General features: G+C 73.0%; 22 protein-coding genes. 10 read left to right on the top strand and 12 right to left on the bottom strand.

From position 1 onward, the window contains the following. Positions 1-166: 166 nt before the first annotated feature. The 10 genes from ACSMX9_RS10450 to ACSMX9_RS10495 all read right to left on the bottom strand — a co-directional run bounded on the left by ACSMX9_RS10450 (position 167) and on the right by ACSMX9_RS10495 (position 10,361). Positions 167-1,840, bottom strand: a complete 1,674-nt coding sequence (locus tag ACSMX9_RS10450) for an NADH-quinone oxidoreductase subunit N (protein WP_445401817.1) — start codon at positions 1,838-1,840, stop codon at positions 167-169. After that, positions 1,837-3,426 (bottom strand): complex I subunit 4 family protein, encoded by a 1,590-nt coding sequence (locus ACSMX9_RS10455; RefSeq protein WP_445401819.1) that lies wholly within the window; start codon positions 3,424-3,426, stop codon positions 1,837-1,839. Before ACSMX9_RS10455 ends, ACSMX9_RS10450 begins: the two co-directional genes overlap by 4 nt. Positions 3,427-3,432: 6 nt before the next feature. Beyond that, positions 3,433-5,427, bottom strand: a complete 1,995-nt coding sequence (locus ACSMX9_RS10460) for an NADH-quinone oxidoreductase subunit 5 family protein (RefSeq protein WP_445401821.1) — start codon at positions 5,425-5,427, stop codon at positions 3,433-3,435. Further along, positions 5,424-5,810 carry an NADH-quinone oxidoreductase subunit NuoK gene (gene nuoK / locus ACSMX9_RS10465; protein ID WP_445401823.1) on the bottom strand — a complete coding sequence of 129 codons (387 nt, stop codon included), beginning with the start codon at positions 5,808-5,810 and terminating at the stop codon, positions 5,424-5,426. The genes ACSMX9_RS10460 and nuoK overlap by 4 nt, the downstream gene beginning before the upstream one ends. Next, positions 5,810-6,574: an NADH-quinone oxidoreductase subunit J family protein gene (locus ACSMX9_RS10470; RefSeq protein ID WP_445401825.1), complete on the bottom strand. Its 765-nt coding sequence runs from the start codon at positions 6,572-6,574 to the stop codon at positions 5,810-5,812. Before ACSMX9_RS10470 ends, nuoK begins: the two co-directional genes overlap by 1 nt. Then, on the bottom strand, positions 6,571-7,095 hold the full coding sequence (locus ACSMX9_RS10475) for a 4Fe-4S binding protein (RefSeq protein ID WP_445402949.1): 525 nt from the start codon (positions 7,093-7,095) through the stop codon (positions 6,571-6,573). Before ACSMX9_RS10475 ends, ACSMX9_RS10470 begins: the two co-directional genes overlap by 4 nt. Positions 7,096-7,178: 83 nt before the next feature. Then, positions 7,179-8,144: a complex I subunit 1/NuoH family protein gene (locus ACSMX9_RS10480; protein ID WP_351248243.1), complete on the bottom strand. Its 966-nt coding sequence runs from the start codon at positions 8,142-8,144 to the stop codon at positions 7,179-7,181. Further along, the gene (locus tag ACSMX9_RS10485; protein ID WP_445401827.1) at positions 8,141-9,307 is read right to left on the bottom strand and encodes an NADH-quinone oxidoreductase subunit C; all 1,167 of its coding nucleotides are present in this window, start codon (positions 9,305-9,307) and stop codon (positions 8,141-8,143) included. Before ACSMX9_RS10485 ends, ACSMX9_RS10480 begins: the two co-directional genes overlap by 4 nt. Then, positions 9,304-9,969, bottom strand: a complete 666-nt coding sequence (locus ACSMX9_RS10490; protein WP_445401829.1) for an NADH-quinone oxidoreductase subunit B — start codon at positions 9,967-9,969, stop codon at positions 9,304-9,306. The genes ACSMX9_RS10485 and ACSMX9_RS10490 overlap by 4 nt, the downstream gene beginning before the upstream one ends. Then, on the bottom strand, positions 9,960-10,361 hold the full coding sequence (locus ACSMX9_RS10495; protein ID WP_351248237.1) for an NADH-quinone oxidoreductase subunit A: 402 nt from the start codon (positions 10,359-10,361) through the stop codon (positions 9,960-9,962). Before ACSMX9_RS10495 ends, ACSMX9_RS10490 begins: the two co-directional genes overlap by 10 nt. A gap of 357 nt (positions 10,362-10,718) precedes the next feature. Here ACSMX9_RS10495 and ACSMX9_RS10500 point away from each other — a divergent pair, with 357 nt between their 5' ends. From ACSMX9_RS10500 to rarD, 6 genes are all read left to right on the top strand, one after another. After that, positions 10,719-11,984 carry a sensor histidine kinase gene (locus tag ACSMX9_RS10500; RefSeq protein WP_445401831.1) on the top strand — a complete coding sequence of 422 codons (1,266 nt, stop codon included), beginning with the start codon at positions 10,719-10,721 and terminating at the stop codon, positions 11,982-11,984. Positions 11,985-12,263: 279 nt separating this feature from the next. Next, entirely contained in the window at positions 12,264-13,607 is a 1,344-nt protein-coding gene (locus ACSMX9_RS10505; protein ID WP_445401833.1) for a sensor histidine kinase, read from the top strand. 143 nt (positions 13,608-13,750) lie between these two features. Beyond that, positions 13,751-14,422, top strand: a complete 672-nt coding sequence (locus tag ACSMX9_RS10510; protein ID WP_351248232.1) for a response regulator transcription factor — start codon at positions 13,751-13,753, stop codon at positions 14,420-14,422. 293 nt (positions 14,423-14,715) lie between these two features. Beyond that, entirely contained in the window at positions 14,716-16,671 is a 1,956-nt protein-coding gene (locus tag ACSMX9_RS10515; protein ID WP_445401835.1) for a 2-oxoacid:acceptor oxidoreductase subunit alpha, read from the top strand. After that, a complete protein-coding gene (locus tag ACSMX9_RS10520) occupies positions 16,664-17,746 on the top strand; it encodes a 2-oxoacid:ferredoxin oxidoreductase subunit beta (RefSeq protein WP_445401837.1) in 1,083 nt (360 codons plus the stop codon). Before ACSMX9_RS10515 ends, ACSMX9_RS10520 begins: the two co-directional genes overlap by 8 nt. A gap of 236 nt (positions 17,747-17,982) precedes the next feature. Next, complete coding sequence (gene rarD / locus ACSMX9_RS10525) at positions 17,983-18,975, top strand: EamA family transporter RarD (RefSeq protein ID WP_445402950.1); 993 nt, start codon at positions 17,983-17,985, stop codon at positions 18,973-18,975. A gap of 9 nt (positions 18,976-18,984) precedes the next feature. Here rarD and ACSMX9_RS10530 read toward each other — a convergent pair whose 3' ends face one another. Next, the gene (locus ACSMX9_RS10530) at positions 18,985-20,430 is read right to left on the bottom strand and encodes an MFS transporter (protein WP_445401839.1); all 1,446 of its coding nucleotides are present in this window, start codon (positions 20,428-20,430) and stop codon (positions 18,985-18,987) included. A 327-nt stretch (positions 20,431-20,757) separates the two neighbouring features. On the opposite strand from ACSMX9_RS10530, the gene ACSMX9_RS10535 reads away from it, so the two are divergent. After that, entirely contained in the window at positions 20,758-21,099 is a 342-nt protein-coding gene (locus tag ACSMX9_RS10535) for a winged helix-turn-helix transcriptional regulator (protein WP_445402951.1), read from the top strand. 39 nt (positions 21,100-21,138) lie between these two features. On the opposite strand, the gene ACSMX9_RS10540 is transcribed toward ACSMX9_RS10535, so the two are convergent. Then, the gene (locus ACSMX9_RS10540; protein ID WP_445401841.1) at positions 21,139-21,849 is read right to left on the bottom strand and encodes a CGNR zinc finger domain-containing protein; all 711 of its coding nucleotides are present in this window, start codon (positions 21,847-21,849) and stop codon (positions 21,139-21,141) included. Between the two features lie 21 nt (positions 21,850-21,870). Between ACSMX9_RS10540 and ACSMX9_RS10545 the strand changes: the two genes are divergently transcribed. The 3 genes from ACSMX9_RS10545 to ACSMX9_RS10555 all read left to right on the top strand — a co-directional run bounded on the left by ACSMX9_RS10545 (position 21,871) and on the right by ACSMX9_RS10555 (position 24,732). Then, positions 21,871-22,335, top strand: coding sequence for a VOC family protein (locus ACSMX9_RS10545; protein WP_445401843.1), 465 nt, complete (start codon positions 21,871-21,873; stop codon positions 22,333-22,335). Positions 22,336-22,484: 149 nt separating this feature from the next. Further along, positions 22,485-23,441, top strand: coding sequence for a M28 family metallopeptidase (locus ACSMX9_RS10550; protein ID WP_445401845.1), 957 nt, complete (start codon positions 22,485-22,487; stop codon positions 23,439-23,441). Positions 23,442-23,649: 208 nt separating this feature from the next. Further along, the gene (locus ACSMX9_RS10555) at positions 23,650-24,732 is read left to right on the top strand and encodes an iron ABC transporter substrate-binding protein (protein WP_445401847.1); all 1,083 of its coding nucleotides are present in this window, start codon (positions 23,650-23,652) and stop codon (positions 24,730-24,732) included. Positions 24,733-24,739: the final 7 nt, after the last annotated feature.

Raw genomic sequence — 24,739 nt, forward strand, 5'->3', positions numbered from 1 at the left:
CAACGCCAGGCGGGCGGGACGAGTTCCCTTGTGCGCACGTGCCGGCGTGTCGGCCGGCCGGGTGACGGCGCGCCCCGCCCCGTCCGGGGCCGGCCCCGGACGGGGCGGGGCGGGCGGCGCGGACCGGCAACGGGACAGGTCCGGGGCACGGTCGCCGCGGGGAACGTCAGAACAGGACCGTGTCGGCGAACCGCAGCACGAGCTGCGGGGCGACGGACAGGACGAGGCCGAGGGCGGTGGTCAGGACGATCGCGACCGCAAGCGGAACGGGATCGGCGGCGACCGGCGGCACGGAGGTCGGGGCGATGGTGACCGTGGTGGTGGCGGTGACCGCGGTGCCCGAGGCCGGGGCGGCGGGCACCGTGGGGGGCGTGCCCGGCGCCGCGGGGGCGGGTGCCGCCTCGGGGTGGCGGAAGAGCAGGGCCGTCCACCGGAGGTAGAAGGCGAGCGCGATGACGACGTTGACGGCCATGACGACGGCGAGCCAGCCGAGGCCGGCGTCGACGGCGGAGGAGAAGACGGTCACCTTGGCGAACAGGCCGATGATCCCGGGCGGCAGTCCGGCGAGGCAGAGCAGGAGGAAGGCGAGTGCCAGGGCGGTGAGCGGGCGCTCGGCGTACAGGCCGCGGTAGTCGTCCAGGCGGTTCGAGGGGCGGGTGCGGGCGACCAGCGCGACGACGGCGAAGGCGCCGAGGTTCACCACCGCGTACATCAGGGCGTACGCGAGGGTGGAGCCGACGGCGCGTTCGGCGTGGGCGGCGGCGTCCGCGCCTCCGGCGGGGTACGCCGCCGCGGCGATCGGGACCAGCAGGTAGCCGGCCTGGCCGACCGAGGACCAGGCCAGCAGGCGCACCGCGCCGCGGGCCCGGGTGGCCGACTGGCGCAGGGCGGCGGCGTTGCCGACCGTCATGGTGAGCGCGGCGAGCACCGCGAGGGCGGGGCCCCACACGTCGGCGTAGGCGGGGAAGGCGAGGACGGTGACCAGGACCAGTCCGGTGAACCCGACGGCCTTGCCGATGACCGACAGGTAGGCGGCGACGGGCAGCGGGGCGCCCACGTAGGTGTCGGGCACCCAGAAGTGGAACGGTACGGCGGCGGTCTTGAAGGCGAAGCCGACGAGCGTGAGGACGACGCCCACCTGGGCGAGGGTCGCGAACTGCCCGTCCACCTCGGTGAGGGCGGCGGCGATCTCCGTGAGGTACATGCTGCCGGTGGCGGCGTACACGAAGCTGACGCCCATCAGGGTCACGGCGGTGGCGGTGACGGAGGACAGGAAGAACTTCAGGGCCGCTTCGGCGGACATCCGGTCGCCGAACTTCAGTCCCACCAGGGCGAACGCGGGCAGGGAGGCGACTTCGAGGGCGACGACCAGGGTGGTGAGGTCGCGGGCGGCGGGCAGCAGGGCGGCGCCGGCCGCGGAGCACAGCAGCAGGAACCAGTACTCCCCGTCGGGGAGGGCGCGGGTCCCGGCACCACCGGTGGTGCCGTGGGCGTCGTCGGCGAGCAGGGTGACCGAGAGGAGCACCGCGATCAGGGCGCCGCCGAGGACCAGCACCTGCACGACCAGGGTGAACTGGTCGGCGGTGTAGCTGCACGTGTCGGCGGCGGAGCGGCGGCAGAAGGTGCCCCGGTCGTCCCCGACGAGGGGCAGCAGGGACAGCGCGGCGAGGGCGAGCGCCCCGGCCGAGGCCCAGCCGAGCAGGTGCTTGCGGCGCTGCGGGACGAAGAGGTCGGCGACCAGGACGAGCAGTGCGGCGACGGCGGTGATGGTGGGCGGGGCGATGGCGACCCAGTCCACGGACTGGACGAGCTTCACGACGTCCGCGACGGCGGGGGTCACGACTTGCCTCCCGAGAGGAGTTGCTGCACGGCCGGGTCGGTGAGGCTCAGCAGCACCGCGGGCCAGAGTCCGGCGAGGACGGTGAGCGCGACGAGCGGGGCCCAGGCGGCGTACTCGTGGCGGTGGACGTCCGGGAGGGCCGGCGGGCCCGCGGGGTCGGCGGTCGGCTTCGGCGTGCCCATGCAGACGCGGCGGACGACCAGGAGCAGGTACGCGGCGGTCAGCAGGGTGCCGAGGCCGGCGAGGGCCATGAAGGTGAGGTAGGCGGGGCGGTTGAGGCCGTCCGCGGGGTCGAAGGCCCCGAACATGGCGAGCATCTCGCCCCAGAAGCCGGCGAGTCCGGGCAGGCCCAGGGAGGCGACGGCGCCGAAGGCGAGCAGTCCGCCGAGGCGGGGAGCGGTGCCGTACAGGGCGGCGCCGGTGGTGCCTGCGAGGGCGTCGAGGTCGGTGGTGCCGGTGCGTTCCTTGAGTGCGCCGACCAGGAAGAACAGCAGTCCGGTGATGAGGCCGTGGGCGATGTTCGCGAAGAGCGCGCCGTTGACGCCGGTGGGGGTGAGGGTGGCGATGCCGAGGAGGACGAAGCCCATGTGACCGACCGAGGAGTAGGCGATCAGCCGTTTGAGGTCGCCGCCGGCGCCGGGCCGGGCCAGCGCCAGGCAGGCCAGCGAGCCGTAGAGGATGCCGACGACGGCGAAGGCGGCCAGGTACGGGGCGAGCACGTGCATCCCGTCCGGGGCGGCCGGCAGCAGGATGCGGACGAAGCCGTAGGTGCCCATCTTCAGCAGGACGCCCGCGAGGAGGACGGAGCCGACGGTCGGGGCGGCGGTGTGGGCGTCCGGGAGCCAGCTGTGCAGCGGCCACATCGGGGTCTTCACGGCGAGCCCGATGCCGATCGCCAGGACGGCGATGACCTGGAGGGACGTGCTGAGCGAGCGGCCGTTGTCAGTGGCGAGTGCCACCATGTCGAAGGTGCCCGCCCTGAGCCCGATGAGGAGCAGGCCGAGCAGCATGACGACCGAACCGAGCAGCGTGTACAGGATGAACTTCCCGGCGGCGGCCGTGCGGCCGGCGCCGCCCCAGCGGGCGATGAGGAAGTACATCGGGATGAGGACCGTCTCGAAGGCGAGGAAGAACAGCAACAGGTCGAGGACGGCGAAGGTGGCCAGGGTGCCCGTCTCCAGGAGGAGCACCAGGGCGACGAACGCCCGGGGGGACGGCCCGGCGGGCGGCTTGCCGTAGGCGTACAGGGCGCACAGGAAGGTCAGCAGCGCCGTGAGGACGAGGAGGGGGAGGGAGATGCCGTCGACGCCGAGGTGGATGCGGACGTCCAGCGCGGGGATCCAGCTGATGTCCGTGGTGGCCTGCATCGTCGACGGCCGGTCGTGGTCGAAGCCGAGGGCGAGGACGAGGGCAGCGAGGAGGACCGCGCCGGTCACGGTGGTGCCGTGGCGGAGCACGGCCTGTTCGGGTGACTTCCCCTTCAGTCCGGGCGGGGCCGGCAACAGGGCGGTGACGGCGCCCAGGAGCGGGCCGAGCACGACGAACGCGAGGAGGAACTGCATCACGGACTCGTTGATATCGATCACGGCGGCTCACGCTCCGGCGGTGGCGACGAGGACGGCGGCGATCGCCAGGACGACGGTGCCCGCGAACAGCACGCTCAGATAGGTCTGCACGTTGCCGGTCTGGGCGCGACGGGCGGCGGCGCCGAGCCAGCGGGGCAGGGCCGCCGCACCGCGGACGTAGGTGTCGACGACCTCGCGGTCCAGGAAGTGCACCAGTCGGGCGGCGGCGAGCACGGGGCGGACGAACAGCGCGCGGTAGGCGGCGTCGAGGTGAAAGCCCTCGGCGGCGTGGCGGTGCAGCGGTCCGAGCAGGAGCCGTCCGGGGTCGCCGGGGTCGGGTGCGGCGGCCAGGTAGCCGTAGGCGCGTTCGTGGGCGGCGAGGGCCTCCGCCTCGACCAGGGAGCCGTCCTCGTCGGGGTGGGGGGTCGGGGTGGGGAGCGGCGTCCGGGTGGCCGGGGCGGTCTGGCGCCAGGTGCCGTACACCAGCAGGGCGCCGATGAGGGCGGCGCCGGTACCGAGGACGGAGGTGGTCAGGGTCGGTGACAGCGACTGTCCGCCGAACCAGTCGGGCAGCACGCCCGCGGTGAGGCCGAAGGCGAGGGAGGGCACGGCGAGCACCCACAGCACGCCGGTCATGGCGAGCGGCTGGGGGCCGTGGTCGGGCGCCTCCTCGGTGCCCCGGCCGCGGAAGACGAGCAGCCACAGGCGGATCGCGTAGGCGGCGGTGAGGAGGGCGGTGAGCAGCCCGGCGGCGAGGACGGTCCAGCCGACCGCGGTGGGGACGCCCGGGGTGTCGCCGTGGGCGGCGTGCTCGGCGCCGACCAGGACGGCCTCCTTGGAGAAGAAGCCGCTGAACGGGGGGATCGCGGCGAGCGCGAGCAGGGCCACGGTCATCGTCCAGAAGGCGTCCGGGATGCGGGCGCGCAGGTTCCGCATCCTGGACATGGCGGTGAGCGAGTTGGTGCCGGCGGCGTGGATGACCACGCCCGCGGCAAGGAACAGCAGCGCCTTGAAGGCACCGTGGGAGAGGAGGTGGAAGACGGCGGCGCCCGGGTCGGCGACGGCGAGCGCGGCGGTCAGGTAGCCGAGCTGACCGATCGTCGAGTAGGCGAGGACGCGTTTGATGTCGTCCTGGGCGAGCGCGGCGAGCGCCGAACCGAGCATCGTGACGGCGGCCATCGCGGCGAGCACGGCCAGTGCGGCGGCGGAGGCGGTGAAGACGGGCAGCAGCCGGGCCACGAAGTAGACGCCGGCGGCGACCATCGTGGCGGCGTGGATCAGCGCGGAGACGGGGGTGGGGCCGGCCATCGCGTCGGGCAGCCAGGTGTGCAGCGGGAACTGGGCCGACTTGCCGGCGACTCCGGCCAGGAGCAGCAGGGCGATGGGCGTCGGGTGGTCGAGTCCGCCGCCGGAGACGGCGGCCAGGACGGTGGAGATGCGGAAGGAGCCGGCGTCCGCGGCGAGTGCGAAGAGTCCGATCAGGAAGGGGACGTCGCCGAGTTTGGTGACGAGGAACGCCTTGAGCGAGGCGGCCCGGGCTTCGGGCGTCTCCCAGTAATGGCCGACCAGGAAGTACGAGCAGATGCCCATGACCTCCCAGCCCACCAGGAGCACCATCAGGTCGCCCGAGTAGACGACGAGGAGCATCGCGGAGGTGAACAGGGACACCAGCGCCGCGTACGAGGGGTAGCGCGGGTCGTGGCGCAGGTAGGCCGTGGAGTAGATCTGCACGCAGGTGGCCACCACGGTGACGAGGACCGCGACGAGGACCGCGAAGCCGTCCAGGTGCAGCGCCAGGTCGATGGGGACCGAGCCGGTGGGGGTCAGTTGGGTGGCCGCTTCGAGGGTCCGTCCGCCGCCTTGCCGGGCGGCGACGAGGACGGCCAGCACCAGCGCGGCCAGCGTCGGCAGCACGGCCAGCGGACGGACGAAGCCGGGGGCGGTGCGGCCGAGGGCCAGCCCGGCGAGGGCGCCGAGGAACGGCAGGGCGGGGACGAGGGCGGCGAGGGTGGTGGTGGTCACGCGGCGGCCTTAGGAGTGGGTGCCGGGGTGCCGGAGCCGTCCGGGCCGTCGAGCGGGCCGGGTCCGGTCTCGGCGGTGTCGCGGAGTCCGTCGACGGCGGAGGTGCCGCGGGCCCGGTACACGGCGAGGACGATGGCCAGGCCGATGCCGATCTCGGCGGCGGCGATGGCGATGGTGAAGAGGGTCAGCGCCTGACCGGAGTGCAGGGTGTCGCGGGCGGCTTCGCTCAGCCAGACGTCGAAGGCGACGAGGTTGAGGTTGACGGCGTTGAGCATCAGCTCGACGGACATCAGCACCAGGATCGCGTTACGCCGGGCCAGCACGCCGTAGAGCCCGGTGCAGAAGAGGAGGACCGAGAGGACCGCGGGGTAGGCGAGGTGCATCAGTCGGTCTCCGTCCGCGGTGGCGTTCCGGCGTCCGGCGCCGCGGCGTCAGGGGCTCCGGCCTTCGGGGCTCCGGCGCCGTGGCCGTCGTCGGCGGGCTCGGCGGGGGCCGGGGTGCGCGCCGGGGTGCGGGCGCCGGCGCGGGCACGGCCGGGGGCGGCGGGCGTCCGGCGGGGGCCGCCGGGGCGGCGGGCCGGGGCCTCGGGTTCGGTGGGCCCGGGCTTCCGGCGGGAGAGCACGATCGCGCCCACCAGGGCCGCGAGCAGCAGCACCGAGAGCGCCTCGAACGGCAGTACCCAGTGCTGGAAGAGCGCCGCGCCCATGACCCCGGTGGAGCCCTGGGCGGCGCCGTCGAGGTCGAGGCGGACGGTGCGGAAGGCGTCCACGACCACCCAGACCAGCACGGTCGCGGCGGCCAGCGCGACCCCGAGGGCCACCCACCGGTTGCCCGAGTCGGCGTCCGGGGAGCGTCCGATCGGGGCCCTGGTGAGCATCAGCCCGAACAGCAGCAGGACGACGACGGACCCGACGTAGATCAGCACCTGCACCCAGGCGATGAACTCGGCGGTGAGCAGCAGGTACTCGACGGCGATGCCGCCGAGCGCGACCACCAGCCACAGTGCGGCGTGCACGAGTTGTCGGGTGGTGACCGTGAGGACGGCGGCTCCGAGGGTGACCAGGCCGACGAGCAGGAAGGCGATCTCGACGCCGGTCGGGGACAGGAACCCGGTGGTCCCGGCGGCGAACGCGGTGGCGGGGGTCACGCGGATCCCTCCTGACCCGGGGCGGCCCCGTCCTCGGTCCGGGCCTTCGCTTCGGCTTCGGCGGCCAGCTTCTCCGCGGCCTTGCGGGCGGCGGCGAGTTCCTTGGGTTCCTCGGCGGCGGGGTCGAGTGCGGGGGGCGCCGGCACCGTCCACATCCACTCGCGGAGCTTGTCCCGCTCGTGGGTGAGTTCCCGGATGTCGGTCTCGGCGTACTCGAACTCCGGGGACCAGAACAAGGCGTCGAAGGGGCACACCTCGATGCAGATGCCGCAGTACATGCAGAGCGAGAAGTCGATGGCGAACCGGTCGAGCACGTTGCGGCTGCGCTCCCGGCCGCCGGGGGCCGCGGGCGGCACGGTCTCCTTGTGGGAGTCGATGTAGATGCACCAGTCGGGGCACTCCCGGGCGCACAGCATGCAGACCGTGCAGTTCTCCTCGAAGAGTCCGATGACCCCCCGGGTGCGCGGCGGGAGTTCGGGCTGGACCTCGGGGTACCGGGCGGTGACGGACTTGCGGGTCATGGTGCGCAGGGTCACGGCCAGTCCCTTGGCGAGACCGGATCCGGGGAACCTGCGCGGACCGTCCTGGGGCGCGTCGGCCACGGTCACATCACCACCTTGACGGTGCCGGTGAGGGCGATCTGGGCGAGGGCGAGGGGGACGAGCGTCGTCCAGGCGAGGCGCTGGAGCTGGTCCTCCCGCAGCCGTGGGTAGCTCACCCGCAGCCAGATGACGACGAACGCGAGCACGGCGACCTTCAGCAGGGTCCACACCCAGCCGAGGCCGTCGGCGCCGAACGGGCCGTGCCAGCCGCCCAGGAAGAGGACGGTGGTCAGTGCGCACAGCACGACGATCCCGGCGTACTCGGCGAGCAGGAAGAGGGCGAACCGCAGGCCGGTGTACTCGGTGTAGGCACCGAAGATGATCTCGGAGTCGGCGACCGGCATGTCGAACGGCGGACGTTGGAGCTCGGCGAGTCCGGCGACGAAGAAGACCAGCGCGCCGACGATCTGCCAGGGCAGCCACCACCACTCGAAGGCGTCGACGATCCCGGGCAGCGAGACCGTGCCGGCCGCCATCGCCACCGAGGCCGCGGCGAGCAGCATCGGCAGTTCGTAGGCGAGCAGTTGCGCGGCCGTGCGCAAGCCGCCGAGCAGCGAGAACTTGTTCGCCGATGCCCAGCCCGCCATCAGCGAGCCGAGGACGCTGACGCCCATCACGGCGAGCGCGAAGAACACCCCCGCGTCGAGCACCACCCCGACCGCGCCCTCCCCCGGGCCGACCGGGACGACCACGAGGACGAGCAGGTACGGCAGCAGGGCGACGGCCGGAGCGAGTTGGAAGATCCTGCGGTCTGCCCGGGCCGGGACGATGTCCTCCTTCTGGGCGAACTTGACGCCGTCCGCGATGAGCTGGGCCCAGCCGTGGAAGCCGCCCGCGTACATCGGGCCGAGACGACCCTGCATGTGGGCCATCACCTTGTGCTCGGTCTGTCCGATGACCAGCGGCAGGACGAGGAAGACGGCGAAGACGACGAGGAGCCGCAGGGCGACGTCGAGTGCGTCGTTCACTGCGTGCCTCCTGTTCCTGGGGTGTGGCCGTCGTCCGGGTGGCCCTCGCCGTCATCCGGGGCGCCCGGGTCGGCGGGGGCGCCCGGGTCGTTCGGCGGGCGCTCGGGGGCAGGTGGGCGCTCGGGGGCGCTCGGGTCGGCCGGCGGCTCGGGTGCGGTGGGCCCGGTGGGGTGCTCGCGCTCCGGCCCGGGCGGCGGGGCGTCGGCGCGGGGCGGGTTGTCGTCGAAGGCCGGCCGGGCGTGGTGCCAGGGCGCGTCGGAGGAGGTGCCGCCCGGGGTGGCGGGTCCGCCGGTGGGTTCCGGCGCGGGGGCGGTCCGCTGCGAGGCGGAGCCGCTCGCGGCGGACCGGTTGCGCCGCGGCGGCCGGGCCGTCGTGCCGGTGTCCCCCGGCGCGTCGGGCGCGGGGTCGGTGGGGGTCGGCGGGGCCGGGGTGGCGGTCTCGGGGGCGGTCGTCTGTTGGCTCGCCGAGCCCCCGGAGGCCGAGCGCGTGCGTCGCGCCGGGCGTTCGCCCGCTCCGCGGCCCGCGGCTCCGGCGCGCGCAGCGGCACCCGTGCGCCCCGCCGCACCCGCGCGCGCGGCGCCTCGCGCCGGAGCGGGTGGCAACGTCCCCTTGAGGGGACCCCACTCGTTCGGGTCGGGCACCCCGGGCGGCAGCATCTGCCGGCGCTTGGGGCCGCCGTGCTCGGACTCGCCCGGTTCCTTGGCCCCGGGCCACGCCTTCACCACCCGGGCGGCCAGGACGAAGTCCTTGCGCAGCGGATGGCCCTCGAAGCCCTCGGGCAGCAGCAGCGGCGCCAGCCCCGGGTGGTCCGTGAAGTCGATCCCGAACATCTCGTGCGTCTCGCGCTCGTGCCAGGCGGCGCCGGCGTAGACGCCGACCGCCGTGGGCAGGACGGCGCTCCCGCGGGGCACCGTCGTCCGCACCAGCAGGCGCCGCACCGGGTCGAGGGCGACCAGGTGCGCCGACACGTGAAACCCGGTCCCGCCCTCGTCGACGGCGCTCAGCCAGTCGAAGAAGGTGCAGCCGAGGTCCGTGTGCGCGCGCTCCAGCGCGGCGAGCCAGTCGGCGGCGGGCACGTCGACGGTCAGGACCTCGTACGACTCCTCGGCGGTGGCACCGGGGCCGAAGAGGTCCGTGACGGGGGCGGGCAGCCAACCGGTCATCGGTCGTTCCCCTCGCCCTCGACCGGCCCGGTCGGCCGGGCCGGGGGGTGGACCGGGTCGCTTTGGAGCGCGGCGGCGGAGGGCCGGCCCCCGGTCCCGTACCGCTCCCCCAGCGACTCGCGGGCGATCTTCTCCTGGAGCTTGAGGATGCCCTGGAGGAGCGCTTCCGGGCGGGGCGGGCAGCCGGGCACGTACACGTCGACGGGGATGATCTGGTCGACGCCCTTGGTGACCGAGTAGGAGTCCCAGTACGGGCCGCCGCAGTTGGAGCAGGCGCCGAAGGAGACGACGTACTTGGGCTCCGGCATCTGCTCGTACAGCCGCTTGACGGCGGGTGCCATCTTGTCCGTGACCGTACCCGAGACGATCATCAGATCGGCCTGTCGGGGGCCGGGAGCGAAGGGGATCACACCGAGCCGGATGAAGTCGTGCCGGGACATCGAGGCGGCGATGAACTCGATGGCGCAGCAGGCCAGTCCGAAGTTGAAGACCCAGAGGCTGTAGCGGCGCCCCCAGTTGAGGACGACCTTCATCGGTTCGGGGGCGAGCCGGGAGAGCACCCCGAGCCGCCGGGGCTCGGGCAACGGCACGGCGGCTGCCGGAGCGGGCGCCGGCGCCGGATCGGCGGGGTCCGCGGCGGACGCGGATGGGGTCACGTCCATGTCAGGACGCCCTTCTTGTACGCGTAGAGCAGGCCCACGGCGAGGAAGCCGAGGAAGACGAACATCTCCACCAGGGTGGTCGCCCCGTACGCCGGATCCGCGAAGACGGTGGCCCAGGGGAAGAGGAAGATCGAGTCGACGGCGAAGATCACGTAGAGGAACGCGTACACGTAGTAGCGCACTTGGGTGTGCGCCCAGCCCTCGCCGACCGGGTCGACGCCGCATTCGTAGGTGAGGAGCTTCTCCGGGGTGGGCACGACGGGGCGCAGCAAGCGTCCGGCGCCGAAGGCGACCGCGACGAAGACCACGCCGACCAGGGCCAGCAGGCCCACGACGGAGTACGACGAGAAGTAGCTCTGCGAGCCCTCCGCGAGAACGGTCGGTTCCGGCACGTCCGCCCCCCGCTCCTTGCCTCGTGCACCCGCGGCCCCGGACCCGACGCCGACGGCGGAACGGGTGGGGCGCCAGTGGTGCGCTGTGTGTCGACGCTCTCTACGCACGGGAGTCTAGGCCCTGCTCACGGGCGTGTGAGCAGTCCGTCACCGACGGCGGGCCGGGGCGGGAACGGTGACGGACCCCCCGGGGAGCCGTGGACGGCCCGGGGCGAGGGGCGCCCGCCGGGCCGGCCGGGGTGGCGGTGGCGGCCGGGCCGGGACGGGCCTGCGCGACCGTCGGGGTGGGGTTATCCACAGGACGAGATGGCGGCTCCCCTCATGGCGTGGCCCGCCGTGACCAGGCACGCTTTCCCCATGACCGCACGCATGACTCCTTCCGCCCGGAACCGGGACGCCACCGCCCGGGGCGGACGCACGGCCGGGAAGCGGACCGGCGGCGAGGCCGCCACCGAGGCCCTGCCGCCCGCGCGCGTGGCCTTCGAGCCGCAGACCTGGCGGGAGATATCCCATCTGCTGCTCAACCTTCCGATGGGCCTGCTCGGCTTCGTGTACGCCGTGGTGTCGCTGGCCGTCGGCGCGGGGCTCTCCGTGACGGCCGTGGGGTTGCCCCTGCTCGCGCTCGGTCTGCTGGGCGGGAGACGGCTGGGGTCCGTCGAGCGGGCCCGGGCGCGGCGCCTGTTGAAGGTGCGGGTGGACGAGCCCAGCGCCCTGCCGTTGCGGGGCCGTCCCTGGTGGACGCGGATGCGCACCTGCCTGACCGATCCGGTGGGCTGGCGCACCATGCTCTACCAGGTCGTCCGGATGCCGTGGGTGGTGTTCACCTTCTCGGTGACGCTCATCGGCCTGGTGGCGCTGTGGCCGGTGCTGCCGTTCCTCGCCCGGGCGTTGACCAACGTCGACCGGATGATGGTGCGGGGGCTGCTGTGCCCGTCCGACGAGTTGGAGCGCCGCATCGCGGAGCTGGAGTCGGACCGCGGGGTGGTGGTGGACACGGCGGCAGCGGACCTGCGACGCATCGAACGGGACCTGCACGACGGGGCCCAGGCCCGGCTGGTCAACCTGGCGATGGGGCTGGGGCTGGCGAAGGAGAAGCTGCTGGAGGACCCGGACACGGCCGCGGCGATGGTCGAGGAGGCGCACGGCGAGGTGAAGCTCGCCCTCCAGGAGCTGCGGGACCTGGCGCGCGGCATCCACCCGGCGGTGCTCACCGACCGCGGACTGGACGCCGCCCTCTCCTCGGTGGCCACCCGGTGCACGGTCCCGGTACGGGTGACGACCGAGTTGGGGAGCCGGCCGGCGGCGGCCATCGAGGGAATCGCCTACTTCACGGTCTCCGAACTGCTCCAGAACGTCAGCAAGCACAGCCGCGCCACCCGGGCGAGCATCGACGTCTGGCGCTCCGAGAACCGCCTCCTCCTCCAGGTCACCGACAACGGCATCGGCGGCGCCACCCTCGACGGCGGCACCGGCATGGCCGGCCTCGCCGAACGACTCGGCGCCGTCGACGGCCTGTTCGTGGTCGACTCCCCCGCCGGCGGCCCCACCACGGTCACCGCCGAGCTCCCCTGGCGGGACCGGGAGCCGGGGCGCTCCCCGTCCCCCGCCCAGCGCCGCCGGTAGGCCCGCGCCCCACCACGTGCGCGCCCGCGACGACCGGCCGGGCGCGCACGCGGCGTCCGGGGGGCGCCCGGCCGGCAGACGGGCGCCCTGCGGAAAACCGGGGGCCTGGGGTGGGGAAAACCCCCCGCCGGAAACGGAGACGTGCCTCATGGCGTCGAGCGGGCGGGACGAGGAGTCTGGAGGTACGTCGACGGCCCCCGGACGGGGCGCCGGCGGGAACCGGGGGCGGCGGGCCCGACCGGCGCGAGCAGCGGCACGAACGAGAGAAGGACGACGAGGATGGCCACGGAGTACGGACAGGGGTACGGACGGCAGCACCGTCCCGGGTCGGCGGGGTCAGGCCGCGGAACGCTCCCCATGGGGCTGCGGGCGCCCGTCGCCGGGCGGACCTGGCGCGAGTTCGGATACGTCCTGCTGGGGCTGCCGATCAGCGTGATCATGTTCGCCTTCGCGGTGACGATGGTGTCGCTGGGCGCCGGCCTGCTGATCACCTTCCTCGGCGTGCCGGTGCTCGCGGCGACGCTGTCGGCGGCCCGCGGCTTCGCCGCGCTGGAGCGGGGGCGGGCCCGGGCGCTGCTCGGCATGGACATCGGTCACGCCGAGCCGCTGCGGATGGCCCGGCCGGGGCTGATGGGCTGGATCGGCGCCCTCTTCAAGAGCGGATCGTCCTGGCGCAACCTCCTCTACATGGTGGTGCACCTCCCCTGGGCGGTGTTCGCGTTCACGGTGGCGGTGACCCTCTGGACGCTCGCCCTGGGGCTGCTGTCCTATCCGCTGTGGCACTGGGTGTTCCCCCGGTACACCGACCAGGAGGGCATGCAGATCCTCTCGGACGGGGAGAACTCGATCGTCATCGACAACGCCTTCGAACTGACGATGACGGCCCTGGCGGGCCTGGTGCTCACCCTGGCCACGCCGTGGGTGGTCCGGGGGCTGACCATGGTGGACCGCCTGTTGGTGTTCGCCCTGCTCAGCCCGTCCCTGTTGGCCTCCCGCGTGGTGGAGCTGGAGGCGGACCGCGGCGTGGTGGTGGACACCGCGGCGGCCGACCTGCGGCGCATAGAACGGGACCTGCACGACGGGGCCCAGGCCCGGCTCGTCAACCTCGCCATGGACCTGGGGCTGGCCAAGGAGAAGCTGGCCGAGGATCCGCAGGAGGCGGCGCGCATGGTGAACGAGGCGCACGGCGAGGTGAAGACGGCGCTCCAGGAGTTGCGGGACCTGGCGCGCGGCATCCACCCGGCGGTGCTCACCGACCGCGGACTGGACGCCGCCCTCTCCTCGGTGGCCACCCGGTGCACGGTCCCGGTACGGGTGGAGGTGGACCTGCCGGCCCGGCCGGCCCCCGCGATCGAGGGGATCGCCTACTTCACGGTCTCCGAACTGCTCCAGAACGTCAGCAAGCACAGCCGCGCCACCCGGGCCACCGTCGACGTCTGGCGCTCCGAGAACCGCCTCCTCCTCCAGGTCACCGACAACGGCATCGGCGGCGCCACCCTCGACGGCGGCACCGGCATGGCCGGCCTCGCCGAACGACTCGGCGCCGTCGACGGCGTGCTGGTGGTGGACTCCCCCGTAGCCGGCCCGACCCGCGTCACGGCCGAGCTGCCCTGGCGCACCTGAGGGCGGGCCGGACGGGCCGGGCTGCGGGCGACACCCCCTCCCCGCACCCGCCCCACGGCCGGGTGCGCCCGGTCGGCGGGGGAAGCCGGACGAACTGGGATGCTGGACCCTTCGGATTCGGGTGACACAGGGGGCCAGCGAACGTGGAGACAAGGGTGAAGGTCGTCATCGCGGAGGATTCGGTCCTGCTGCGCGAAGGGCTGACCCGGCTGTTGACGGACCGGGGTCACGAGGTGGTCGCCGGGGTGGGCGACGCGGACGCCCTGATCAAGACGATCACGGAGCTGGCGGCGGCGGGCGACCTCCCCGACGTGGTGGTGGCGGACGTGCGGATGCCCCCGACGCACACGGACGAGGGGGTGCGGGCGGCGGTCCGGCTCCGCCGGAGCCACCCGGGGCTGGGGGTGCTGGTGCTCTCCCAGTACGTGGAGGAGCAGTACGCGACGGAGCTGCTCGCCGGATCCAGCCGGGGCGTGGGCTATCTGCTGAAGGACCGGGTGGCCGACGTCCGGGAGTTCGTGGACGCGGTGGTACGGGTGGCGCAGGGCGGCACCGCGCTGGACCCGGAGGTGGTGGCGCAGTTGCTGGGCCGCAGCCGCAAGCAGGACGTCCTCACCGGACTGACCCCCCGGGAGCGCGAGGTGCTGGGGCTGATGGCGGAGGGCCGCACCAACTCGGCGATCGCCCGGCAGCTGGTGGTGAGCGACGGGGCGGTGGAGAAGCACGTGAGCAACATCTTCCTCAAGCTGGGCCTCTCGCCGAGTGACGGGGATCACCGCCGGGTGCTCGCCGTGCTCACCTACCTGAACTCCTAGGGCTCCACGGGCGGGGCGGCCCCGTCCCGCCCGCGGAATCCCCGCCGGCGACGGGCCCGGCGGGGCACGGCCTCCACCGACACGGACGGGTGGGAGTGGGGAGCGTCACCCTCACGGGCGGGCGGAATCGAGGAATCATGGAGCGGCGGGGTATCACGCGGTCTCAGCCGTCTCAAAAACGCGTCCATCATACGAACGGCCGAGGGTAGGTGACCCTTACCGACGTAGGGTGGGCGGTGGAAGGGCCGGTGGGCCGACCCTTCTCAGAGCCGCGCCGAGGGAGGTCCAGTTCAGTGACCAGCCAGGTCAGTAGCCCAGCCGAGCCAGCCGACGGGACCGTCGTGGAGCAAGTGGGCGAGCAGCGTACGCCGACGACCGCGGAGCCGGGCGGTGAGAAGGAAGTCCGCAAGCTGGACCGAGTGATCATTCGATTCGCGGGTGACTCGGGTGACGGCATGCAGCTCACCGGTGACCGGTTCACCTCGGAGACGGCGTCGTTCGGGAACGACCTGTCGACGCTGCCGAACTTCCCCGCCGAGATCCGTGCTCCCGCCGGGACCCTGCCGGGTGTGTCCTCGTTCCAGTTGCACTTCGCCGACCACGACATCCTGACCCCGGGTGACGCGCCGAACGTGCTGGTCGCGATGAACCCGGCCGCCTTGAAGGCGAACGTGGCCGACCTGCCGCGGGGCGCCGAGGTCATCGTGAACACGGACGAGTTCACCAAACGGGCGATGCAGAAGGTCGGCTACGAGACCTCCCCGCTGGAGGACGGGTCGCTGGACGGGTTCCACGTCCACCCGGTGCCGCTGACCACGCTGACGGTCGAGGCGCTGAAGGGCTTCGACCTGTCGCGCAAGGACGCCGGCCGCAGCAAGAACATGTTCGCGCTGGGCCTGCTGTCGTGGATGTACCACCGGCCCACCGAGGGCACGGAGAAGTTCCTCACCGCCAAGTTCGCGAAGAAGCCGGAGATCGCGGCGGCGAACATCGCGGCCTTCCGCGCGGGCTGGAACTTCGGCGAGACCACCGAGGACTTCGCGGTCTCCTACGAGGTGGCCCCGGCGTCGACGGCGTTCCCCACCGGCACGTACCGCAACATCTCCGGGAACCTGGCCCTGTCCCTGGGGCTGGTCGCCGCCGGGCAGCAGGCGGACCTGCCGCTGTACCTCGGCTCGTACCCCATCACCCCGGCCTCCGACATCCTGCACGAGCTGTCGAAGCACAAGAACTTCGGCGTGCGCACCTTCCAGGCCGAGGACGAGATCGCCGGCATCGGTGCGGCGCTGGGCGCCGCCTTCGGCGGTTCGCTGGCGGTGACCACCACCTCGGGCCCCGGAGTGGCGCTGAAGAGCGAGACCATCGGCCTGGCGGTGTCGCTGGAGCTGCCGATGGTGATCGTGGACATCCAGCGCGGCGGCCCCTCCACGGGCCTGCCCACCAAGACCGAGCAGGCCGACCTGTTGCAGGCCATGTACGGCCGCAACGGCGAGGCCCCGGTGCCGATCGTCGCCCCGCGGACCCCGGGCGACTGCTTCGACGCGGCGATCGAGGCGGCGCGCATCGCGCTCACCTACCGCACCCCGGTGTTCCTGCTCTCCGACGGGTACCTCGCCAACGGCTCCGAGCCCTGGCGCATCCCGGAGCCCGGTGAACTGCCCGACCTGCGCACCCAGTACGCCCAGGGCCCCAACCACACCCTCGACGACGGCACCGAGGTCTTCTGGCCGTACAAGCGCGACCCCGAGACCCTGGCCCGCCCGTGGGCGATCCCGGGCACCCCGGGCCTGGAGCACCGGATCGGGGGCATCGAGAAGCAGGACGGCACGGGCAACATCTCCTACGACCCCGCCAACCACGACTTCATGGTGCGCACCCGTCAGGCCAAGGTCGACGGGATCACCGTCCCCGACCTGGAGGTCGACGACCCCTCCGGCGAGGCCGAGCTCCTGGTGCTGGGCTGGGGCTCGACGTACGGGCCGATCACCGCCGCGGTGCGCCGGCTGCGGAACTCGGGCGAGCGGGTCGCGCAGGCCCACCTGCGTCACCTCAACCCCTTCCCCGCCAACCTGGGCGAGGTGCTGAAGCGCTACGACAAGGTCGTGGTCCCCGAGATGAACCTCGGTCAGCTCGCCGCCCTCATCCGCGCCGCGTACCTGGTGGACGCCCGGTCGTACACCCAGGTCACCGGTCTGCCGTTCAAGGCGGAACAGCTCGCCACGGTCCTCAAGGAGACCATCGATGGCTAACCCCACCACCGACGCCGCCCCCGCGGGCCTGCCGGCGCTGTCCCTGGTGCCCAAGGCGACCGCCAAGCAGTCGATGAAGGACTTCAAGTCCGATCAGGAGGTCCGCTGGTGCCCCGGTTGCGGGGACTACGCCGTCCTCGCCGCGGTCCAGGGCTTCATGCCGGAGCTGGGCCTCGCCAAGGAGAACGTCGTCTTCGTCTCCGGCATCGGCTGCTCCTCCCGCTTCCCGTACTACATGAACACCTACGGGATGCACTCCATCCACGGTCGGGCCCCGGCCATCGCCACCGGTCTGGCCACCTCCCGCCGCGACCTGAGCGTCTGGGTCGTCACCGGTGACGGCGACGCGCTCTCCATCGGCGGCAACCACCTGATCCACGCGCTGCGCCGCAACGTCAACCTGAAGATCCTGCTCTTCAACAACCGCATCTACGGCCTGACCAAGGGGCAGTACTCCCCCACCTCCGAGGTCGGCAAGATCACCAAGTCCTCGCCGCTGGGTTCCCTCGACGCCCCCTTCAACCCGGTGTCGCTGGCCATCGGCGCGGAGGCCAGCTTCGTCGCGCGGACCGTGGACTCCGACCGGCAGCACCTCACCAGCGTGCTCCGTCAGGCGGCGGCCCATCCGGGCACGGCGCTGGTGGAGATCTACCAGAACTGCAACATCTTCAACGACGGCGCGTTCGAGGTCCTCAAGGACCGCGAGCAGGCCCAGGAAGCCGTCATCCGCCTGGAGCACGGCCAGCCCATCCGCTTCGGCGTCGACGGCGCCAAGGGCGTCGTCCGCAACCCGGTCACCGGGGACCTGGAGGTGGTGGAGGTCACGGAGGAGAACCAGAGCAGCGTGCTCGTCCACGATGCGCACGGCTCCTCGCCCACCACGGCCTTCGCCCTCTCCCGGCTCGCCGATCCGGACACCCTGCACCACACCCCCATCGGCGTCTTCCGCTCCGTCGACCGGCCCGTCTACGACACCCTGATGGCCGACCAGCTCGACGCCGCGGTGGACCAGTACGGCAAGGGCGACCTGGGTTCGCTGCTCGCCGGAGGCGACACCTGGACGGTCGTCGGCTGACCGTCTCCCCCGTACGAAGGGCCCGGGGTCCGGAACGTGAGCTGACACGTTTCGGACACCGGGCCCTTCTTCCCTCACCGGCCCCGTACCGCATCGTGGTAGGGACATGACAGTCCGGGGAGGTCGGGTCTACCGTCGGAGGATTCGCGCCGTGCGGGTGCGACCGGTCACGAGGAGGACCCTTGTCGGCGCACGAAGGGGAGCCCACGGCGGCAGCGGCGACGGCAGCGCACCCCCTGGGCGGTGTGCCCGCCCCGCCCCCCACCGGCCGTCCCGCACCGGCCCCGACCGGCCCCGGACGGGACGCCCCCGGACCGGACGGCCCCTCCGGTCGGGAGCACCGGTTCGGGCTGCTCAACGGGATCGCCTCGTACGCGATGTGGGGGCTGGTCCCGCTGTTCTGGCCGTTGCTCAAGCCGGCCGGCTCGGTGGAGATCCTGGCGCACCGGATGGTCTGGTCCCTGGTCCTGGTCGCCCTCGCGCTGCTGGTGGTCCGCCGGTGGGGGTGGACCCGGACCCTGCTGCGGGACCCCCGCCAACTGGCGCTGATCACGCTCGCGGCGGCCCTGATCACCGTCAACTGGGGCGTGTACATCTGGGCCGTCAACAACGGGCAGGTGCTGGAGGCGTCCCTCGGCTACTTCATCAACCCGCTGGTCACCATCGCGATCGGGGTGCTGCTGCTGAAGGAGCGGCTGCGGCCCTGGCAGTGGGTCGCCGTCTGGACCGGTGCCGCCGCGGTCGTGGTGCTCGCCCTGGGCTACGGTCGGCCGCCGTGGATCTCGCTCTGCCTGGCCTTCTCGTTCGCGGTGTACGGCCTGGTGAAGAAGAAGACGGGGCTGGGCGGGCTGGAGTCGCTGGCCGCGGAGACGACCGTGCTCTTCCTGCCCGCCCTGGGCTTCCTGGTGTGGTGGGGCGTCCGGGGCGACGGCACCTTCACCACCGAGGGGGCGGGGCACGCGGCCCTGCTCGCGGCCACCGGAGTGGTGACCGCGGTACCGCTGGTGTGCTTCGGCGCGGCGGCGATCCGGGTGCCGCTGTCCACCCTGGGGCTGCTCCAGTACCTGGCGCCCACCTTCCAGTTCCTGCTGGGGGTGCTGTACTTCCGCGAGGAGATGCCGCTGGAGCGCTGGATCGGCTTCGGCCTGGTCTGGGCGGCCCTCTCGCTCCTCACCTGGGACGCGGTACGGACCGCCCGCCGGGCCCGCCGCCGGCTCGCCCTCGGCTGAGCCGGCCCCTCACGCCCGGCTGGGTTCCCGGGCGGCCGACAGGCGGGTCGCCACGGTGACCGCGTGCCGCCGGCCCCGGTGCACCCCGTACAGGGCGAGGACCAGGCCCGCCGCGGCCATGGCGAAGGGCACGGTCAGCGCCCAGCGGAACGCCTCGACGCGGGTGGCGCCGCCCTCCGCGACGATCCCGTACACCGCCGTGACCACCGCGATGCCGATGGCCGAGCCGAACTGGACGGCCGTGGTGAACAGCCCGCCGGCCAGGCCCTGTTCCGAGGCGTCGACCCCCTCGGTGGCCGTCACCGTCAGCGGGCCGTAGACCAGTGCGAAGGCGATGCCGGCGAGCAGCAGCGTCGGGAACAGCGCGAGGTAGGGCCAGTCGGCCCCGAGCGGCAGCACCAGCCCGTACCCGAGGGCCGCGAGGGCGAAGCCGACCGCGGCCACCCGAGCGGTGCCGAACCGCCGCACCAGGTGCGGGGTGAGCGTCGGCGCGAGGACGGCGTCCAGGCCCATCGCGATCAGCGCGAACGCGGTCTGGATCGGGGACCAGCCGCGCACCTCCTGGAAGTACAGGGTGAGCACGAACTGGAAGCCGAAGAAGGCGCCGACGAAGAGGGCGGCCCCCAGGTCCGCGCGGACCATCGCCGAGCGGCGCAGGATCGCCAGTCGGACCAGCGGACGGGCGGCCCGCCGCTCGACCCGGAGGAACACCAGGGTGAGCAGGACGCCCGCGACCAGCACCCCCACCGTGGTCGGCCACCCCTCGAAGCCGTGCTCCAGCCGGACCACGCCGTAGGCGGTGAGCAGCATCGCGCCGGCGGCGGTGACCGCTCCGGGCACGTCGAAGGAGCGGCCGTCCGCGGCCGACCGGGGCGGGTCGGCGGGCACCAGACGGACCGCGGCGGCCCACAGCACCGCCGCGAACAGCACCGGCGCGAAGAACACCCATCGCCAGCCGAGCGCCGTGAGCAGACCTCCGATCACCAGTCCGAGGGAGAAGCCGGCGGCGCCGGCGCCGGCGAACACCATCAGCGCCTTGGTGCGCTCGGGTCCCTCGGCGAAGGAGGTGGTGATCAGGGAGAGGGCCGCGGGGGTCATGAAGGCGGCGGCCACTCCGGTCGCGAACCGGGCCGCGACCAGGGTGGTGCCTTCGGTGGCGAATCCGCCGAGGCCGGAGAAGACGAGGAAGACGCCGAGCCAGGACAGGAACATCCGGCGGCGGCCCAGCAGGTCGGCGGCCCGCCCGCCGAGCAGGGTGAATCCGGCGTAGCCGAGGACGTAGCCGCTCATCACCCAGGCGGCCGTGCCGGTGCCCAGGTCGAGGTCGGCGCGGATGCCGGGAACGGCCACGCCGAGCATCGCCACGTCCGCGCCTTCCAGGAAGATCGTGCCGCACAGGACCAGCAGCAGTGCTCTGGCCCGTCCGGTCATCCGGGAGGTGCTGTCCGTGCCCACCGTGGCACTCCTTCGGCAGTCGTGGTGCCGCGCCCGGCGGGGCACGGCCTGGGGGGTTACCGGATCGAGGGTCGGTTCCCTCTTGTAACCGTCTCGATGGTGCGGCATCCTCAAGACCCCAGGGAAGAAGGCACTATGAAGTCACCCGGTTACTCCGAAGGCACCGTGGACGGCGCACGGGTCGAGGTCGCCGCCGAGGGGCGGCCCCCGGTCGTGCTCGACCTCGGGGGACACGGCCGCGACGGGGCGGCCTGCCCGTCCGCGCCCGCCGTCTGCGCCTGCCCCGACGCCGATCCCTTCCAGTGGGACACCCGCGAGGACTGCGAGGTGCGGCAGATCCTCGACCGGATCGCGGACAAGTGGTCGCTGCTGGTCATCGCCCTGCTCGACGGCCGCACCATGCGGTTCACCCAGTTGCGGCGGGAGATCGACGGGATCAGTCAGCGGATGTTGACGGTGACGCTGCGCCAGTTGGAGCGGGACGGGCTGGTGCTCCGCACGGTGTACCCGGTGGTGCCGCCGCGGGTGGAGTACGCGTTGACCTCGCTGGGCCGCACCCTGCACGAGACGGTGCACGCGCTGGTGGAGTGGACCGAGGCGAACCGTCACGAGGTGGCCGCGGCCCGCGAGGCGTACGACGAGCGGGCCGCGGCGCGCGACGGGGAGTGAACCGGGGGCCGGACGGCGGCGGCTGACGGCCCGCCGGGTTCAGCCGGCCGTCTCCGGGGCAGCGGCGCGCGCCCGGTGGGCGCGGACCTTGTGGCGGTTCCCGCAGCGTTCCATCGAGCACCAGCGGCGGCGGCCCGGCCGCGAGGTGTCCACGAACAGCAGGGCGCAGTCCTCGGGCGCGCACTCCCGGACGCGGTGGGCGTGGGGGCCGGTGAACAGGTCGACGGCGTCCCGGGCGACCGTCGACAGCAACTGGGACACGGTGGCTCCGGGCACCCAGGCGCGTTCGCCGGCGGGGGTGAAGCGCACCCCGAGGGGGGCGTTCCCGGCCGCCGCGTTGACGGTCGCCAGGTGGGCCGGGTCCCACGGGCGACCGTGGGCCCGGTCGGCGGCGAGGACGTACAGGGCGTTGCGCAGGCTCCGGGCGGCGGGCAGGTCCTCGGGGGTGACGGCGAGGTCGAGCCCGTCCGGGAGGCGGCTGAGCGCCGCCCAACGGACGAGGTCTTCGGGGTGGTGCAGGGACTCGAAGCGGGCCAGCCGGCCGGGGCCGCCGGTGAGCACCAACTCCAGGCAGAGCGCACCGGGGTCGAAGTGGAAGGCTGCGCCGTCGCGACCGTGGAGCGTGAAGCCCGCACCCCGGCGCGGGCGTTGCCCGTCGAACCTGATCCCGGCCCGCGGGATCCCGTCCGGGGGCCCCGTGCCCGCCCCGGGGGTGACCTGCCGTGCTGCCGCGCTTGCCGTCTCCGTCATGTAACCACTATAACTAGTTACATGACGAAGAGCCCACGCCCCCTGCACTGGAAACTGGTCGTCGACGCGACCGACCCGCACGCACAAGCCGCCTTCTGGGCCGCCGCGCTCGGCTACGAGATCGAGGACAACGACGCGCTCATCACCCGACTGTTGGGCTTCGGCGCGGTCGGCGAGGAGCAGACCGTCACGGCCTGGGGGCGCCGCACCTGGCGCGATCTGGTGGCGGTGCGCCACCCGGAGGACCCGTACGACGCCGAGAGCGGCACCGGGCTCGGGCGCCGGGTGCTCTTCCAGCGGGTCCCGGAGCCGAAGACCGGCAAGAACCGGCTCCATATCGACGTGCACACCTCAGACGGGGACCGGGAGGCGGAGGTCGCCCGACTGACCGGACTGGGCGCATCCGTCGACCGGCGGGTCACGGAACCCGCAGGTGGCTGGGTGGTCATGGCTGATCCCGAGGGCAACGAGTTCTGTCTGCACTGACGGGTCGTCCACCCCCTCCCCCTTCGCACGGGTTCGACTATCGGACACTTCACCGATAGTCGAACACCGATGTCCGAATAACGCCCTTGAGGGAATCCCCCGTTCCGCTGACCATCGGGCTCACGTCCCCCACGGAACCGGAGCCCCTCATGCCGTTCCCGCACCCCCACCGCTCCCGCCGCGCCCTGACCGCCGCCCTGGTCGCCGGGGCCACCCTGGTCACCAGCGGCCTGGTCACCGGGGCCAGCGCCGCCTCCCCCGCGGTCGCGGCTCCCCCCGACCTGCCGCTGGCCAACGTCCAGACCCATCTCAGCCAGTTCCAGTCCATAGCCACGGCCAACGGCGGCAACCGGGCGCACGGCCGGCCCGGTTACCGGGCCTCGCTCGACTACGTCAAGGCGAAGCTGGACTCCGCCGGCTACACCACCTCCGTCCGGAGCTTCACCTCCGGCGGGCGCACCGGCTACAACCTGATCGCCGACTGGCCGGGCGGCGACCCGAACCAGGTGCTCATGGCCGGCGCCCACCTGGACAGCGTCGCCTCCGGGCCCGGCATCAACGACAACGGCACGGGCTCGGCGGCCGTGCTGGAGACCGCGCTCGCGGTGGCCCGCGCCCAGTACCGACCGACCAAGCACCTGCGGTTCGCCTGGTGGGGCGCCGAGGAGTCGGGGCTGGTCGGCTCGCGCCACTACGTGAACGGGCTGACGGCCGCGGACCGGGCGGCCGTCAAGGGGTACCTGAACCTCGACATGGTGGGCTCCCCCAACCCCGGCTACTTCGTCTACGACGACGATCCGACCATCGAGCGGACCTTCAAGGACTACTTCGCCGCCCTCGCCGTCCCCACCGAACCCGAGACCGAGGGCGACGGCCGCTCGGACCACGCCCCGTTCAAGAACGTCGGCATCCCGGTCGGCGGACTCTTCACGGGCGCCGGGAGCACCAAGTCGACCGCCCAGGCGGCGAAGTGGGGCGGCACCGCGGGCCAGGCGTTCGACCGCTGCTACCACCGGTCCTGCGACACCCTCGCGAACGTGTCGGCCACCGCCCTCGACCGCAACGGCGACGCCTTCGCCCACGCGGTGTGGACGCTCTCGTCCTGATCTCCGCCCGGTCCGCACCACCGCCCGGGGCCCGGGCCCCGTCCACCCCGGGCTGCGGTGCGCCACACCGCCCGCAGAGTGGCTGATCTTGCTCAGATAGTGGCCAGAATTGACAGTAAGGCAAGCCTGACCATATGCATGGGGTCGTCCGAGAACACCCCGATGGCCGAATGTGCGCGGCCCCCGGGTCCAGCCCAGGAGGCCCCTCATGCGTCGTCGTCGCCCGCCCGTCCGTCGCACCACCGCCCTCGCCCTGTCCGCGCTGCTGCTGCCCGCCCTCGCGGCCTGCGGCTCGAACGACGGTGACAAGAACGGCGACGCCAAGGACGCCAAGAAGGACGGTGCGACCACCGCGCAGTCCACGGACCAGCTCGTCATCTACTCCGGCCGCAACGAAGAGCTGATCTCCCCGATCATCGAGAAGCTGGAGAAGGCCACCGGCACCGAGGTCGAGGTCCGCTACGGCGACAGCGCCGAGCTGGCCGCGCAGATCCTCGAAGAGGGCGAGCGCACCAAGGCCGGCCTCTTCTTCTCCCAGGACGCGGGCGCCCTCGGCGCGCTCTCCCAGGCCGGCCTCCTCGCCGACCTGCCGCAGAAGTCGCTGGAGAAGGTCGACAAGGCGTTCCGCGGCTCGGAGGGCGACTGGGTCGGCGTCTCCGGCCGCTCCCGCGTCATCGCCTACAACCCGGAGCAGGCCGACAAGGCCCCCGACAGCGTCCACGACCTGGTCGAGCCCGAGTGGAAGGGCAAGGTCGGCTACGCGCCCACCAACGCCTCGTTCCAGGCGTTCGTCACCGGCATGCGCGTCCTGGAGGGCGACGAGGCCACCCTGAAGTGGCTCAAGGGCCTCAAGGCCAACGGTGCCAAGCAGTACGCCAAGAACGGCGCGATCCTGGACGCCGTCGACTCCGGCGAGGTCAGCCTCGGCCTGATCAACCACTACTACTGGTACGAGAAGGCCGCCGAGGTCGGCGCCGACAAGCTGAAGGCGAAGATCCACTTCCTGCCGGGCGGCGACCCGGGCGCGCTGATCAACGCCGCCGGCGTCGGCGTCCTCAAGGACGGCGGCCAGGACGCCGCCGCGGTCAAGGCCGTCGACTACCTGCTCTCCGACGAGGCCCAGACCTACTTCGCCGAGCAGACCAAGGAGTACCCGTTGGCCTCCGGCGTGGCCTCCGCCGTCAAGGACCTCCCCCCGCTGGACTCCCTGGACGCCCCCGAGATCGACCTGGGCAAGCTGGACTCCCTCCAGCAGACCCTGGAGATGCTGAAGGAAGCCGGGCTGGTCTGAGCCCGCG

It is taken from the genome of Streptomyces sp. LE64 (genome assembly GCF_052606915.1).

Coding starts and splice junctions, on each gene's coding strand:
- ACSMX9_RS10505 (WP_445401833.1), top strand. CDS start 12,264: ATGGCCACGGAGTACGGACAGGGGTACGGACGGCAGCACCGTCCCGGG.
- ACSMX9_RS10540 (WP_445401841.1), bottom strand. CDS start 21,849: ATGACGGAGACGGCAAGCGCGGCAGCACGGCAGGTCACCCCCGGGGCG.
- ACSMX9_RS10475 (WP_445402949.1), bottom strand. CDS start 7,095: ATGACCCGCAAGTCCGTCACCGCCCGGTACCCCGAGGTCCAGCCCGAA.
- ACSMX9_RS10550 (WP_445401845.1), top strand. CDS start 22,485: ATGCCGTTCCCGCACCCCCACCGCTCCCGCCGCGCCCTGACCGCCGCC.
- ACSMX9_RS10490 (WP_445401829.1), bottom strand. CDS start 9,969: ATGGACGTGACCCCATCCGCGTCCGCCGCGGACCCCGCCGATCCGGCG.
- ACSMX9_RS10520 (WP_445401837.1), top strand. CDS start 16,664: ATGGCTAACCCCACCACCGACGCCGCCCCCGCGGGCCTGCCGGCGCTG.
- ACSMX9_RS10545 (WP_445401843.1), top strand. CDS start 21,871: ATGACGAAGAGCCCACGCCCCCTGCACTGGAAACTGGTCGTCGACGCG.
- ACSMX9_RS10485 (WP_445401827.1), bottom strand. CDS start 9,307: ATGACCGGTTGGCTGCCCGCCCCCGTCACGGACCTCTTCGGCCCCGGT.
- ACSMX9_RS10500 (WP_445401831.1), top strand. CDS start 10,719: ATGACCGCACGCATGACTCCTTCCGCCCGGAACCGGGACGCCACCGCC.
- ACSMX9_RS10555 (WP_445401847.1), top strand. CDS start 23,650: ATGCGTCGTCGTCGCCCGCCCGTCCGTCGCACCACCGCCCTCGCCCTG.
- nuoK (WP_445401823.1), bottom strand. CDS start 5,810: ATGCACCTCGCCTACCCCGCGGTCCTCTCGGTCCTCCTCTTCTGCACC.